Origin of the sequence: Staphylococcus agnetis (assembly GCF_002901865.1) — a bacterium.
GTDB classification, from domain to species: Bacteria; Bacillota; Bacilli; order Staphylococcales; family Staphylococcaceae; genus Staphylococcus; species Staphylococcus agnetis.
In genome coordinates this window covers 22,265-37,376 of sequence record NZ_PPQF01000080.1, presented here as the reverse complement: position 1 = coordinate 37,376, position 15,112 = coordinate 22,265, and the positions used below count along the sequence as shown (strand labels likewise).

The following is a 15,112-nucleotide window of genomic DNA, read 5'->3' as shown; positions in this document are numbered from 1 at the left end:
ATGTTTTTCAAGCAATTTTATAATGAGTACTTATCTCAAGCATCTTATTTAATTGGGTGTCAACGTACGGGTGAAGCCATGATAATTGATCCGATTCGGGATTTATCACAATATGTTGCACTCGCGGAACAAGAAGGGTTCAAAATTACGAAAGCAGCAGAAACACACATTCATGCCGACTATGCCTCAGGTATTCGTGAGGTGGCCAATCGATTAGACGCGACCATTTATGTGTCTAAAGAAGGTGAAGAAAGTCTTGGGTATCGCAATATGCCGGAACAAACTGTATTTGTGGGTCATCAGGATACAATTCATGTAGGTAATATTGAATTAAAGGTATTGCATACACCTGGCCATACCCCAGAGAGTATCAGTTTCTTGTTAACAGATTTTGGTGGTGGCGCAACTGTACCTATGGGCCTCTTCAGTGGTGATTTTATATTTGTTGGCGATGTCGGGCGTCCAGATTTATTAGAAAAAGCGGTTCAAATCGCAGGGTCTACCGAAAAAGGCGCCAATCAGATGTATGAATCGATTCAAATGATTAAAGCATATCCAGATTATATTCAAATTTGGCCAGGGCACGGTGCAGGCAGTCCATGTGGTAAAGCGTTAGGTGCTATTCCAATGTCGACTTTAGGCTATGAAAAAATCAACAATTGGGCGTTTCAAGCTGAAGATAAGACAGCATTTATAAAGGCGCTGACAACAGATCAACCGGCGCCGCCGAAACACTTTGCTGAAATGAAGCGTATTAATCAATGGGGCACACAAGGATTTCAACCTTATCGCGTATACCTTGAAAATGATAAGACCACACCAGCATTCGATTTACGTTCGAAAGAAGCATATCATGGTGGACATACGTTAGGGTCTATCAATGTGCCGTATAATAAAAACTTTATTAACCAAATCGGTTGGTACTTGAATTACGATCAAGAAATTCAGCTGATTGGAGACTATGAAACCATTAAACAAGCCATTCAAACATTACAACTGATTGGATTTGATCGCGTTAAAAGTTATAAAGCGCCTACATTTGAAATGGTGACTACATCAATTCATAGTGGTGAAATGACTGGTGAGGAAACCCATGTCATTGATGTTCGGAATGACAAAGAATGGGCAGCCGGACATTTAAACCGAGCGTTGCATATTCCGCACGGTCAATTGTTGGAAACCGCAATAGACTTTGACAAATCAGCACCGCTTTATGTACATTGTCAATCTGGCGTCAGAAGTTCTATCGCAGTTGGAATTTTAGAACAAAAAGGCTTTCAACACATTATCAACGTTCGTGAAGGGTATCAAGCCATGCCTGAAACAATCAAAAATAACGTATAAAGATGTAATGTACTTTTTATTTAAGGTCAAGACTATCGTTTTGGCCTTATTTTTTATTGAAAAAATATAAATTTGATAAATGTGTAAAAGCGTGCTAATTTATATGTAAACGTTTACACATTGATGAGGTGATCATTTGGCGACAATTAAAGAAGTCGCACAGCATGCGAAAGTGTCTGTTGCGACCGTATCGCGAGCGATTAATGGCAATGGTTATGTCAAAAAAGAAACACGTGACAAAATTGATGCGGCAATCAAAAAATTGAACTATCAACCTAATGAAGTTGCACGCACATTAAATATGAAAAAATCAAAAGTGCTTGGGTTATTGTTGCCTGATATGAGCAATCCTTTTTTTACAATCGTAGCGCGAGGGGTTGAGGATAAGGCGATGGAACGGGGCTATTACATTATGATTGGTAACGGCGCCATGGATGAAACAAAAGAATTAAACTATTTATCGATGTTTCAAATGAATCAATGTAGCGGCATGATTGCTTCTCAACTTTCAACCGCTAAGGCGTTTCAAACGTTACAGGCATTCCAGACTCCATATATTCTCATTGATCGTGTGACTGAAGGTGACGCATGTATTGAAGCAGATCACACGAAAGGCGGTACCTTACAAGCGAACACGATATTACGCGGTCAGGCTTCTAACGTTTTACTATTGCATCAAGATTTAACGTATACGTCTTTTCGCGCGCGGTTTAAAGCAGCCGAAGCTGTACTACAAGAAGCGAATGCACATATTGAAACGGAAGATAAAGCAGTATTAGATGTGGAAAAATTTGAATACTACATACGTGATCGCCGTATTGATAGTGTCATTTGTAGTAACGATGTCATGGCGTTTAAAGTGATGAAATGGTTGCATAGTCTCGGGAAAGTAGTGCCGGATGATGTTCAAGTTATTGGTTATGATGATATTCCTTTTGCGGAGATGTTTTTACCGAGTTTAACAACCGTGCGTCAACCTGCTTATGAACTTGGACAACAAGCAGCAGAACAATTAATTGATCAATTAGAAGGGCGCACGTCAAAATTGGCTTCAAAGTTAGACGTGACAGTCATTCACAGGCAATCAACGAGGAGGTCTCAAAAATGAAAAGAATTTATGTCATTGGCAGTGTATCAATAGATTTAGTCGTCTCAACAAGAGTGGTACCTAAAAAAGGTGAAACCGCTCTCGGTGAATCGTTTTTTAGAACAACTGGAGGTAAAGGAGCCAATCAAGCTGTAGCTGCAGCACGACTCGGCGAAAATGTCCATATGATTGGGCGTATCGGCGATGATGATTTTGGACAAGAGATTGTTGAGAATTTCGAACGTAATCAAGTGGATGTGACTCATTTGAATATCGTACCGCATATGGCGACAGGAACCGCACATATTACGTTGGCGGACAATGATAATAGTATTATTGTGGTCCCTTCCGCAAATAACGAAGTGACGTTTAGGAATATTAAAGACCAATTAGCACAACTTGAAGAAGGTGACATTGTATTACTTCAACAAGAAATTCCAGCTGACACGGTGGCAAGGGTACTCGCCTATTGTAAACAACATGGAGTAGTTTCTATATTAAATCCTGCGCCATATCGTGACATTGATGAGGTGGTCATTGACAATGCAGATTATCTTACACCTAATGAAACGGAAAGTGCTGCCTTATTTAAAGAAGATCTTGATGAAGCATTAGAACGTTATCCAAATAAACTCATCGTCACAATTGGTGATAAAGGCGCGCGTTATTTTAACGGAGAAAACCATGTGACGGTAAAAGGATTTAAGCGCGACGTTAAAGATACTACTGGTGCGGGAGACACTTTTAACGGTGCGCTCGCGGTAGGGTTACAAAAAGGATTTGCTTTAGATAAAGCCATTGAACTTGCGAATCTCGCAGCGAGTTATTCAGTGACAGGCATGGGCGCGCAAGGTGGTATGCCGACATGGCAAGATATAGAAGGTGAATTTAATGTATAAAACCGGAACTTTAAACAGTGACATTTCAACAGTGTTAAGTCAATTGGGTCATACAGATCAAATTTTGATTGCAGATTGTGGTTTGCCGATTCCTGATGGTGTTAAGCGCATTGACCTTGCATTGACATTTGGGCAACCCTCATTTTGGGATGTTTACACAGAAGTGTCAAAACATATGGCGATTGAAACAGCTATCGTTGCAGAAGAAATGAAAACCCACAATGCCGTATTATTTGATGATTTGAACAATGACATCCCCAATTTGAACAGTGTATCCCATGATGAATTGAAATTACAATCGCAGCACGTCAAAGCAATTATACGTACGGGTGAAGCCACACCCTATGCCAATATTATTTTACAAAGTGCGGTTTTATTTTAGGAGGAATGCGACATGATAACAATGCGTCATATTCATAAAGCATTTGGAGAAAATAAAGTGTTACAAGGTGTCGACTTTACTTTAAAACCAGGCACCGTCCATGCCTTGATGGGTGAAAATGGTGCAGGTAAATCCACCTTGATGAAAATATTAGTCGGTATTCATCAAAAAGACGAAGGGGATATACAATTTTTTGGACAATCTAAAGCGTTCAAAAATCCGAAAGAAGCGGAACAAGAAGGGGTTACATTTATACATCAAGAATTGAATATTTGGCCAGAATTAACAGTGTTAGAAAATATGTTTATCGGTAAAGAAATTAAAAACAAATTTGGGGTACTCAAAACTGCTGACATGGCACGTCAAGCGTCAGCTATTTTTAAACAATTACATTTCAATATCCCTTTACATAAAACAGCTAAACACTGCTCTATAGGCGAACAACAAATGATCGAAATCGCTAAAGCTCTTATGACAGATGCGAAAGTCATTGTGATGGACGAACCAACGGCGACATTAACCGATAAAGAGATTTCTCAACTTTTTAATATGATACGCCGTTTAAAAGCGCAAGGCGTAGCGTTTGTCTATATTTCGCATCGTATGGCTGAAATATTTGAAATTGCCGACGATATCACAGTCATGCGTGATGGGAAAACAGTATTTTTTAAACCTGTTGAAGAAACCGCTTACAACGATATCGTGAAAGCCATGGTTGGAAGAGATTTAGAAGATCAATATCCAAAACGTCATTATCATCCAGAAGCGATCATTTTAGATGTTAAAGGCCTTTCGAATGAGAAACATCAAATTCAAGACATCGCCTTCCATTTACGTAAAGGTGAAATTCTTGGCGTGAGTGGCTTAATGGGAGCAGGGCGTACAGAAATGATGCGCAGTCTTTTTGGTGTGGATAAAGGCAGTCGCGATGTAGCAATAGCGGGAAAAAGTGTTGAGATTCACTCTCCAGAAGATGCGATGAAACATGGACTCGCATTGATTACTGAAAATCGTAAAGATGAAGGGCTCATTTTAGATTTTTCGATTCGTGACAATATGGTACTCCCGTCCTTAAGAAGTTTCTCAAAATACGGCTTCGTAAAAGAGAAAGAAGCAAATCAATTTGTTAATTCAATGCATGAACGACTCAATATTAAAACACCACATCAACGTCCGGCCTCTACGCTATCTGGAGGAAATCAACAAAAAGTTGTTTTAGCAAAATGGATTGGCACCGCACCGCGTATTATCATTTTTGATGAACCTACACGTGGGATTGATGTTGGTGCAAAAAGAGAAATTTATCAACTTATGAATGAGCTCACTGAACGGGGTGTGTCTATTATTATGATTTCATCCGAATTACCCGAAATTATCGGAATGAGTGACCGAGTGATGGTTGTTCATGAAGGGCATATCCAAGGTGACTTAACAGGTGAACGTATTACAGAAGAAAACATTATGACACTTGCGACAGGAGGAAAATTAGATGAAACAGTTAACAGCTAAAACGACGTGGCTTGAAAAATTGATTCCTTTTTTAGGACTTATTTTACTCATTATTATGATTAGTGTACTCAATCCGGCATTTTTAGATTTATCCAATTTACTGAACTTACTAAGACAAATCTCCATTAATGGTTTAATCGCGTTTGGAATGACGTTTGTCATTTTAACAGGAGGAATAGATTTATCCGTAGGTTCTATTTTAGCGCTCTCTTCAGCGTGTATCGCATTGATGATTACAAGTGGTGTCGATCCAATTATAGCGATAATACTTGGTGTACTGATTGGTTTTATTTTAGGTGTTGTCAACGGACTGTTTGTGACAAAAGGCAATATGGCACCGTTCATCGCTACTTTGGCAACTATGACGATATTTAGAGGATTAACGCTTGTCGTGACTGATGGTAACCCAATTACAAATCTCGGGGATAACTATTTATTTCAATTATTTGGTAAAGGGTATTTTTTCGGGGTACCTGTCCCCGCTGTAACGATGACTATAGTTTTCATCGTGTTATTTATTTTATTACATAAAACAACTTTCGGTCGTCATACGTATGCGATTGGTGGCAATGAAATTGCTTCAAAAATTTCAGGTATCAAAGTCAATCGAGTGAAAATTTTAATTTATGGTATTTCAGGATTAATGTCTGCATTAGCAGGTGCAATATTAACATCGCGCTTAAACTCCGCACAGCCTACAGCTGGCACAGCATATGAATTAGATGCGATTGCGGCGGTTGTGCTAGGGGGCACATCGTTAACAGGTGGGAAAGGACGCATCGTTGGGACGTTAATAGGTGTATTAATTATTGGTGTTTTAAATAATGGCTTGAATTTACTAGGAGTTTCTTCCTTCTACCAACAAGTTGTTAAAGGTGTCGTCATCTTAATCGCGGTATTAATTGATCGCAAAAAATAATGGAAAGTGGGCAGCATAAATGAAAAAAGCAGTCATTTTATTTTTAGCATGTGTCATGATACTTGCAGGATGTTCATTAGAATCTCCTGTTAAAAAAGATAATAGTGGCAAAACGACAAAGAAAAAATCTGACATTACGATTGGCGTAAGTATATCAACGTTAAACAATCCATTCTTTGTGACGATTAAAGACAATATTGAAAAAGAAGCGAAACAACAAGGAATGAAAGTAAAAGTGGTTGATGCGCGTGACGACTCAGCAAAACAAACGAATGATATCGAGGACCTTGTGCAACAACAGGTCGATTATTTAATCGTCAATCCTACTGATTCTAGTGCCATTTCAAGTGCAGTGGAGTCAGCCAATCATGAAGGCATTCCGGTTATTACACTAGACCGTTCCGTAGATAAAGGTGATGTCGCGTCATTTATTGCCTCTGATAATGTCGAAGGAGGTAAAATGGGCGGTCAATACATCGTGGACAAAGTAGGCAAACATGCCAAAGTTGCAGAATTAGAAGGCGTACCCGGAGCCAGTGCGACACGCGAACGCGGTAAAGGATTCCATGAGATTGCTGATAAAGATTTAAATATCGTTTCCAAACAAAGTGCGAAATTTGATCGTGCAGAAGGTTTGAATGTGACTCAAAATATGATTCAAGCACATCCTGATATTAAAGCGATTTTCGCACATAATGATGAAATGGCTTTAGGTGCTATTGAAGCAATTGGGGATAAGGATATAGTTGTAGTGGGATTTGATGGTAATGAAGATGCGATGAAAGCCATTCAAAACCATAAATTAGAAGCTACTGTTGCACAACAACCCCATCTTATGGGTAAAGAAGCTGTACAAACCATTCTTAAATTAATGGATGGCAAAAAAGTAGACAAAGAAATCAAAATACCTTTAAAGTTAAAAACACAAAAATAAAACATGCGGTATGAGGGGACATCAATCGTTTCAATTTATGATTGTCCTTAACGCCTCGCTTTTCTAGGCGTCTTACCTCAAAATGGATTTTCGTTTGCGGGATAATGCCTCAGAAGTCTCGGCTAAGGGATCAATTACAATTCATTACATGGTCCATCACTAAAAATTAAATTTATTAATACAGATAGATATTAGCCAATAAAGTTCATGTATTATTGAATTTTGTTGGCTTATTTTTAATTATCAAAGGTGTTATGTCCCAGCCCAACGCATGCTCACAACAAATCCCTGACGTGACCAGACGTCAGGGATATTATTGAGGGTTTTAAAATAGGTTGAACGTATCGGCTGTTACACCGTATGTAACATACCGCATTTTTAGGAGAACCATATGTGTGTATCGCTTTTTGTCGCAATAACCACCCTATTAGGTTGACCTTATACGGGTGAGGTGGATGTTATGTAGGGGACCCAACCTACCTCTAAGGTCTTCAGATTTGGACGACGAGCGTGTGTGAGTAATTTCTGAATTACGATGCATTTTTGGAGGATGTAATGCCAGAAAAAACACAGCTCATACTTTTGAAGGGAAATGTGTTCAAAATGTAAGGGTATCATCTTGAACACTTTTAAGATAACATAATTTTTCGATCATGTAAAATAAAAAGTTAGGTTAACCTAAAAATAATCTTGAAACAGTTGTTTTATATGGTTTTGTGGCGGTGATTCGAGAGAAATTTGAACGTTTTGTGAAGAAGAAATTAAAGGTTAAAACCTTGGGTATTTGAAATAATTCATATATGGATAAAATAATTTTGTTTTGAGAAATGTAGTGGGGTTGGATTGTTATGTATAATAAAATTAACACATGTTAAAGGAGATGCATATGGAAACCATTTATCTTGCTGGGGGATGTTTGTGGGGCGTACAAGCATTTGTGAAAACATTACCTGGCGTCATTAATACTGAAGCAGGACGCGCAAATGGTGCTACGGCGTCATTAGAAGGGCCTTATGATGGATATGTCGAGTGTGTGAAAACCGAATTTGATCCGAAGCTTACGTCAGTCGAAGCGCTTATGTCAGCGTTATTTGATGTGATTGATCCGTATGCGGTCAATCGGCAAGGAGATGACGTAGGCCCGAAATATCGTACAGGAATTTATAGCACGTGTGAAACACATCTTCAAAAGGCACGTCAATTCATTGCAGAACGAGCAGATGCGCCTAAAATTAAAGTCGAAGTATGTGCACTTTCGCGCTATGTACCAAGTGCACCTGAACATCAAGATCGTATAGATCACTTCCCAAATGATTACTGTCACATTCCTAAACATTTATTCAAATCATAAAAAGTGTTGGCATAAAGCACAGATAAAAATATTTTATAGGGGTGATGCACAATGCAGTTGTTAGAAGCGTATATCTTTTTTATTGTCGCAGTAATATTAAGTTCTATTGTGAGTGTGAAGATACCTAAAGTGCCCGTAGCTTTCATTCAAATTCTATTCGGTGCGTTCCTCTTTTTAGTGCCGATTACTATCCATTTTGAATTTAGTTCAGAGGTGTTTATGCTTGCAGTAATCGCGCCCTTATTATTCGTTGAAGGGTCGAATATTCATCGTGAAAAGTTACTGCAATATATTAAACCCATTACATTAATGGCGATGGCGCTTGTTTTCGTGACAGTTATCGGTGCCGGCTTTTTCTTACACTGGGTGTGGCCTGATTTACCAATGGCAGCAGCTTTCGCAATTGCTGCTATACTGTGCCCTACCGATGCCGTCGCAGTTAAAGCAATGACGAAAGGGAAGCTGCTTCCTAAAGGGGCCATGACAATTTTAGAAGGCGAATCGTTATTGAATGACGCAGCTGGGATTATTTCTTACAAAATCGCAATCACGGCACTTATCGTACATACATTTTCAGCAGTAGAAGCAATAGAAAAATTTGTAGTATCAACGCTATTAGGTTTAATTATAGGGTTAATCATCGGAATTCTCGTAGTGCGGTTGCGTATTATTTTACAAACTAAAGGGCTGAAAGATAATAACACGCTGATTTATATACAATTATTAACCCCTTTTGTCGTGTATATTGTCGCTGAATTAGTGCACGCGTCAGGTATTATTGCAGTCGTGATTGCAGGACTTATTCATGGTTTTGAACGTGAACGTCTCGTACGTGCGCAACCAGAAATCCAAATGAGCTACGGGCAAATTTGGAGCACGGTAAGCTATGCCTTAAATGGATTTGTGTTTGTGATTTTAGGTTATATCGTTCCGAGTGTGATTGTCGAAATTATTCAAAATGAACCTGAGAAATTACTCTTTTTATTAGGCGTAACAGTTATGATCGCCATTGCAATATATGTCTGTCGTTTTCTATGGGTGTATGCGTTTTTTAATACATTTTACTATCCTCAAAATACGCGTTTTTCATTTGGAAATATGACACAACCCGAACCGATGAATCGTTTACATTATGCGTTTATTATGACGATGTGTGGTATACATGGTACGATTTCAGTTTCTCTAGCGTTAACGTTACCTGTATATTTAAGCCAACAACAATTATTCGATTTTAGGAATGACCTTATTTTTATCGCCACGATGATGGTGTTAATGAGTTTGATTATTGCTCAAGTCGTTTTACCATTCATTACGCAATCAGCAGTAATCGAACCCAATCGTGGGCTCACATATATTGATGCGAAAATTAAAATTTTAGCTGAAGTCATTCATCGGATGAAAATGACACCTGAGGCGTGTACATTAAAATCATTTGGACCCGTTGTTCAAGAATACTATAGTGAATACATGTTTTTACTTAGAAACCAAAGTCATCGTAAAGATGCACGTGAATTCCGTAGGTTAAGTGAAATAGCTAGAGAAGTAGAACAAGAGACGTTAAGTGCACTTGTAGATGAAGGGAAAATTGACAAACAAGGATTATCACAATATCGAATTATTGTCGATAATTCTCAACAATTTAAAGAAGCAGACTTTATTGATAAAGTTAAAATGACAATTAAAATGATGGTGTTACGTTATCGTGCGCGCACAGGAAAATTAAAGAAAAACATTGATATTCCAGCGCTTGATAAAACTTTAGATCAAGTATATCGTCGCGTATCAGAACGTTTATCAAAAGAACGTAACAGTCACAATATGCTTGAAATAGGAATGATTAATACTTCATATTTTACACGTATCCATCGTCAATCACGTTTAAAACCTAAAGAACGTCAAGCGAATGAGCAGATGCGTCGTATGAAATTATATGCAGTCTATACTCAAAGAGAAGTATTAGATGAAATGGTATTAAACGGCGAGATTACTGAACATGATATTGCGGTAAGACTACGTGAAGAAATTAGTTACAATGAGATTTTAGCGGATAAATAGATCTCAAATAATTGAAATGTGTCAATGTCAAAAGGACAATGTAAGCCTTCAATATTCATTTTACGGATGAATATTGAGGGCTTTTATCGATGTTTTGAGGTATGTAAACGATATATGAATCAATCATGTCGTATCTACGTTGCATCGTCATCCAAATTGAATGAAAGTAAAAAATTACATATTTTCAATTTATTCAAAATGGTGCATTTGAGGCCTATTTCATGTAAAATAGAAAAGTGAAAATAAGCGTTTTAATGCATATTTATACGTAAACGTTAGGAGTTACTTTGCGCGTGAATGATACTTATACACATAAAGAAATAAATATAAATGTGTGCAATGCTATAGTTTTGGAGTATTGTGCAAAAAAAATCCCCTTTAACTATTATTTTATGGCACAATTGATGAAAGGGATTTCAAATGTAAAGGGGAGTACATTATGACGACATATCAGAAGAAAGATATCGTTCGTGGTCGCTTGAAATTTATAATCATGTCTTTAATAGGTATATTTTTATTTTTATTACCGATCGGCGTCACAAATGATAAGGGAGAGTCTGAAACTACATTACCGATTGCTTGGCTAGCAAGCACAATGAAAACAATCATTGGTGATGCGATGCCTTTTATTATTTTAGGAATCATTACATTATCAGGAATATTAACGATTTTATGTAGTACTTTATACAAAAATAGATTGAATCCAGAACGTCAAATGGCGAAAACATTTAGCGTAGGTCCTTTATGGGTGATTGTACGGTTATTAGCAGTTGTTTTCGCATGGCTCATTTATTTAAAAGTTGGCTCAGAAGTCATTTATTCTGCAGACACTGGTGATCTTGTTTTTAGTAGTTTACTGCCAACACTCGTAACAATTTTCTTCTTTGCAGGATTATTTTTACCGTTTTTAATGTCTTACGGCCTGCTAGAATTTTTTGGACCCATTTTTAGACCTATTATGCGTCCATTATTTAAGCTACCTGGACGCTCAACAGTCATTAACTTAGCGTCGTTTTTAGGCGATGGGACGATTGGTGTAATGATTGCCAGTGAGCAGTATAATCAAGGGTATTACACGCGTCGAGAAGCAACGACCATTGCGACGATGTTTAGTGTTGTATCGATCACATTTGTCATTGTCATTGCTGAAACGATTCATTTATCTGAGCACTTTTATTACTTTTATCTGACTGTCATTTTAGCGTGCTTGGCTTGTGCCATCATTTTACCGCGTCTCTGGCCTTTGAACCGTGTACCAGATACGTTTAAAAACAATTTGAAACATGAAACGTTAAGAGAAGACAATTTAGGTAATAAAAATCCGGTCGCTTATGGCTTTGAACAAGCAACAGTTCAAGGTATGAAAGCACCTGGAGTAAAACAATTTTTCAAAGATGGTACGAAAACAGTCGTTGATATGTGGCTCGCTGTCTTACCAGTTGTTATGACGATTGGGACTATCGCTACAATTTTAGCTACATATACGCCAATATTTCGCGTATTAGGATTGCCATTTTTACCGTTATTTGAGTTGTTGCAAGTACCATCAGCAAAAGAAGCTTCTGAAACAGTACTCATTGGTTTTGCGGATATGTTTTTACCGTCATTACTCATTGAAGGTGTTAAAGATGACTTAACACGCTTTGTTGTGGGTGCGTTAAGTGTCAGTCAGTTGATTTACTTATCAGAAGTCGGTGGCGTGATCTTAGGCTCAAAAATTCCAGTAAGCTTAACGAAACTGTTTGCGATTTTCTTAATGCGTACCGTCATCGCATTACCAATCATTGCACTCATGGGTCACCTCTTATTTACATTTTAAATCGGTGGCATCCGGCTCTGACATCACGTTTGACCCAATGAATACAGCCAACAAAATTCATGCGCATATGGATTTTGTTGGCTGTTATTTTTTGAAGAACGACGCGTTAACATCAGTGACTTTTATTGATAATGTTGAATGAAGTCTACAAGAATTGAAGTATAAGTATCGATGGAGCTCAGAATAACATACTCATCTTCTCCGTGCCAATGCGCCCCTGATGGTCCAAATTCAATGGCGGGTATGCCCTTAGCAGAATAATAGCGTGTATCTGCAAATCCATGCTGTCCAAACATGTGCGCGGTGGATTCAGGGGAGTGCTTGAGAATGTATTGTTGTAGCAACTTAAAGTCAGGATGGTTTAAATCATTTGTTACTGGTGGACCAGTTAAATGAATGTCTAACTGCGTATGTGTCAAAGCTTCGATTTGTTGAATAATGTCGGCTTTTGATTGAGAGGGTAAATATCGAATATCGTAAGACATTACGCATGTATCGGGTACTTTATTATACACGTCGCCTCCTGTGATTTTGGCTAAATTGATAGAAGGGCATGCGTACAATTCTGATGACGCTTTCGCAAATGGCAAGTTGAGTAGACGCTGATGTATGTCGAGTGCTTTTGTAATCGCATTGTCTCCTTCCCACGGTCGACTACTATGTGCTGCGCTGCCCTTAATGACTAAATCAAATTGTAAAATACCTTTCGCTTGAACACCAATGCCTAAGTCGGTAGGTTCGCTACAAATGACTAACTGCGCATCTATGTTTTGCTCACATAAATAATGTGCACCAAATTGACCACCAGTTTCTTCATCTGGCACAAGGTGTAATTCAACTTGAGTATTTAAATCAAGATGATGAAGGCGTTTCATTGTTAATAATAACCCTACGACACCACCTTTCATATCTGCGGTGCCACGACCGTACATTTTATCATCTTGAATCTTTGGAGTGAAAAGTTTTGATTGTGCGGGTACAACATCTAAATGACCATTCAAGATGATTTTTTTGTCCCCTTTGCCTATTTTGGCGATTAAAATGTCATAACCTTGATTAGATAAAATGGTCGTTTCAATGTTATTTTGTTGCAGCCATGCGTTGCACATGTGTATGAGATGATTGGTATTTTCGATATTTGAACTGTCTACTGATACGAATTGTTCCAATAATTGTTGTGTCTCTGTCATTGTCAATGCCCCCTTGTTTACATTTAAATGCATTTAACCATAAGTAAAGAATATTGACAAGTTTCTGAAAATTTAGTAAGGTTTTAGCATACGAAGCAATTTTATCAAGTGAATAGAGTTTAGCAAAGGCGCTAATGAGTAGTTCAGACTACTGTTAGTGCCTTTTTGTGCGTAAGGAGGGGAAATATGGAGTTTAATTTTAACATTATCAACGGGCAACATGTGACGGCATCAGAGTCAATGACTGTGATAAACCCAGCTACTGAAGCGGTCATAGGTCAGGTGCCGAAAGTGACACCTCATCAAGTAGACGAAGCCATTCATGCGGCACAACAAGGGTTTGAAATATGGTCAACATACACAGCCGAAGAAAGAGAAACCTATATGTTGTCTTGGGCTGATAAGATACTGGAAAACCAAGACATGCTTGCAGAATTATTGAGTCAAGAGCAAGGCAAACCTCTTAACGAAGCTTTAGGAGAAGTACAAGTGTGTGCCAAATTTATTAGATGGTCAGCAGAGGAAGCTAAGCGCATGAATGGTGATATTTTGGTGCCTTCTAAGTCTCACCAAAGATTATCGGTCATCAGACAACCAGTAGGGGTATGTGCATTAATTACACCTTGGAACTTTCCAGCAGCTATGGTAGCTCGGAAAGTGGCACCCGCCATAGCTACGGGGTGTGCATTTGTTTTAAAACCTTCAAGTGAAACGCCACAAATTGCGATTGCATTCATCGATTTACTCAATCAGACAGGCATACCGAACGGTGTGGCAAATATCGTAACTGGGGCATCAAGCATGATTTCTGATGCGTTTTTATCTCACAAAGTGATTAAAAAAATTTCATTTACGGGATCGACGGAAGTAGGAAAATTGTTAGTCGAAAAATCAGCGCAAAATTTGAACCGATTGTCATTAGAGTTAGGGGGTAATGCACCTGCAATCGTTTTTGAAGATGCTGACTTAGAACAAGTAGTGTCAGATATTGTTGAAAATAAATTTGAAAATAACGGTCAAATGTGTAATGGCATTAATTATATTTTAGTCCATGAGGCTTTAAAAGCGCGCTTTTTAACTCGCTTAATTGATAAAGTAAAAGCACTTAAAGTTGGCCAATGGAATGACAAAAACGTAAATGTCGGCCCGCTCATAAACGCGAAAGCGCAAGAAAATGTCGCTCATATTGTTTCAGAAGCCACTACTCAAGGGGCATCATTAGTGTTGGGTGGACATAAAATGGATAGAAAAGGGAGCTTTTTTGAACCTACCATTTTAGATGGAGTTGAAAAAGAAATGGCCATTTTAGAACAAGAAATATTTGGTCCAGTCGCACCTATCGTCACGTTTAAATCAGATGAAGAGGCTATAGAAATCGCGAATCGCACACATCAAGGGTTAGCGGCATATTTCTTTACTTCTGATGTCAATAAAGTCCATCAAGTAGCAGAACAATTAGCGTTTGGGATGGTGGGTGTAAACGGGACGCAACTCAGTTTACCACAAGCACCTTTTGGCGGCATAGATGAAAGTGGTTTCGGTAGAGAAGGTGGTCATTACGGTTTAGACGAATATTTAGAATTAAAGTTCATATCATTAACGTTAAACAAATAGAGGTGGTGA

12 protein-coding genes are annotated in these 15,112 nt (G+C 38.3%); 11 read left to right on the top strand and 1 reads right to left on the bottom strand.

Going from position 1 to position 15,112, the window contains the following annotated elements; all coding sequences use genetic code 11:
- The 10 genes from cstB (at position 1) to CD172_RS10770 (ending at position 12,299) form a co-directional block, all read left to right on the top strand.
- On the top strand, positions 1-1,344 hold the full coding sequence (cstB, locus tag CD172_RS10815) for a persulfide dioxygenase-sulfurtransferase CstB (RefSeq protein ID WP_103346364.1): 1,344 nt from the start codon (positions 1-3) through the stop codon (positions 1,342-1,344).
- 136 nt (positions 1,345-1,480) lie between these two features.
- Positions 1,481-2,452: a LacI family DNA-binding transcriptional regulator gene (locus tag CD172_RS10810; protein WP_103346363.1), complete on the top strand. Its 972-nt coding sequence runs from the start codon at positions 1,481-1,483 to the stop codon at positions 2,450-2,452.
- Entirely contained in the window at positions 2,449-3,330 is an 882-nt protein-coding gene (gene rbsK, locus CD172_RS10805) for a ribokinase (protein WP_103346362.1), read from the top strand. The genes CD172_RS10810 and rbsK overlap by 4 nt, the downstream gene beginning before the upstream one ends.
- Positions 3,323-3,712: a D-ribose pyranase gene (gene rbsD, locus CD172_RS10800; RefSeq protein WP_103346361.1), complete on the top strand. Its 390-nt coding sequence runs from the start codon at positions 3,323-3,325 to the stop codon at positions 3,710-3,712. Before rbsK ends, rbsD begins: the two co-directional genes overlap by 8 nt.
- A gap of 12 nt (positions 3,713-3,724) precedes the next feature.
- Entirely contained in the window at positions 3,725-5,221 is a 1,497-nt protein-coding gene (locus CD172_RS10795) for a sugar ABC transporter ATP-binding protein (protein WP_103346360.1), read from the top strand.
- Entirely contained in the window at positions 5,202-6,140 is a 939-nt protein-coding gene (locus tag CD172_RS10790) for an ABC transporter permease subunit (protein WP_037565731.1), read from the top strand. The genes CD172_RS10795 and CD172_RS10790 overlap by 20 nt, the downstream gene beginning before the upstream one ends.
- A gap of 19 nt (positions 6,141-6,159) precedes the next feature.
- Positions 6,160-7,074: a D-ribose ABC transporter substrate-binding protein gene (locus CD172_RS10785; protein WP_103346359.1), complete on the top strand. Its 915-nt coding sequence runs from the start codon at positions 6,160-6,162 to the stop codon at positions 7,072-7,074.
- Positions 7,075-7,960: 886 nt separating this feature from the next.
- Positions 7,961-8,425 carry a peptide-methionine (S)-S-oxide reductase gene (locus tag CD172_RS10780; RefSeq protein ID WP_103346358.1) on the top strand — a complete coding sequence of 155 codons (465 nt, stop codon included), beginning with the start codon at positions 7,961-7,963 and terminating at the stop codon, positions 8,423-8,425.
- 51 nt (positions 8,426-8,476) lie between these two features.
- Positions 8,477-10,480, top strand: coding sequence for a cation:proton antiporter (locus CD172_RS10775; protein ID WP_060551975.1), 2,004 nt, complete (start codon positions 8,477-8,479; stop codon positions 10,478-10,480).
- Positions 10,481-10,919: 439 nt separating this feature from the next.
- Positions 10,920-12,299 (top strand): YjiH family protein, encoded by a 1,380-nt coding sequence (locus tag CD172_RS10770; protein WP_037565736.1) that lies wholly within the window; start codon positions 10,920-10,922, stop codon positions 12,297-12,299.
- 122 nt (positions 12,300-12,421) lie between these two features.
- Here CD172_RS10770 and CD172_RS10765 read toward each other — a convergent pair whose 3' ends face one another.
- On the bottom strand, positions 12,422-13,489 hold the full coding sequence (locus CD172_RS10765; RefSeq protein WP_103346357.1) for a M20 family metallopeptidase: 1,068 nt from the start codon (positions 13,487-13,489) through the stop codon (positions 12,422-12,424).
- A 186-nt stretch (positions 13,490-13,675) separates the two neighbouring features.
- On the opposite strand from CD172_RS10765, the gene CD172_RS10760 reads away from it, so the two are divergent.
- Complete coding sequence (locus CD172_RS10760; RefSeq protein WP_103346356.1) at positions 13,676-15,103, top strand: NAD-dependent succinate-semialdehyde dehydrogenase; 1,428 nt, start codon at positions 13,676-13,678, stop codon at positions 15,101-15,103.
- The last annotated feature ends 9 nt before the right edge of the window (positions 15,104-15,112 follow it).

Excerpts from the sequence above, each read along its gene's own strand:
- cstB (WP_103346364.1), top strand. The coding sequence starts at position 1 with ATGTTTTTCAAGCAATTTTATAATGAGTACTTATCTCAAGCATCTTAT.
- rbsK (WP_103346362.1), top strand. The coding sequence starts at position 2,449 with ATGAAAAGAATTTATGTCATTGGCAGTGTATCAATAGATTTAGTCGTC.
- rbsD (WP_103346361.1), top strand. The coding sequence starts at position 3,323 with ATGTATAAAACCGGAACTTTAAACAGTGACATTTCAACAGTGTTAAGT.
- CD172_RS10795 (WP_103346360.1), top strand. The coding sequence starts at position 3,725 with ATGATAACAATGCGTCATATTCATAAAGCATTTGGAGAAAATAAAGTG.
- CD172_RS10790 (WP_037565731.1), top strand. The coding sequence starts at position 5,202 with ATGAAACAGTTAACAGCTAAAACGACGTGGCTTGAAAAATTGATTCCT.
- CD172_RS10785 (WP_103346359.1), top strand. The coding sequence starts at position 6,160 with ATGAAAAAAGCAGTCATTTTATTTTTAGCATGTGTCATGATACTTGCA.
- CD172_RS10780 (WP_103346358.1), top strand. The coding sequence starts at position 7,961 with ATGGAAACCATTTATCTTGCTGGGGGATGTTTGTGGGGCGTACAAGCA.
- CD172_RS10775 (WP_060551975.1), top strand. The coding sequence starts at position 8,477 with ATGCAGTTGTTAGAAGCGTATATCTTTTTTATTGTCGCAGTAATATTA.
- CD172_RS10770 (WP_037565736.1), top strand. The coding sequence starts at position 10,920 with ATGACGACATATCAGAAGAAAGATATCGTTCGTGGTCGCTTGAAATTT.
- CD172_RS10765 (WP_103346357.1), bottom strand. The coding sequence starts at position 13,489 with ATGACAGAGACACAACAATTATTGGAACAATTCGTATCAGTAGACAGT.
- CD172_RS10760 (WP_103346356.1), top strand. The coding sequence starts at position 13,676 with ATGGAGTTTAATTTTAACATTATCAACGGGCAACATGTGACGGCATCA.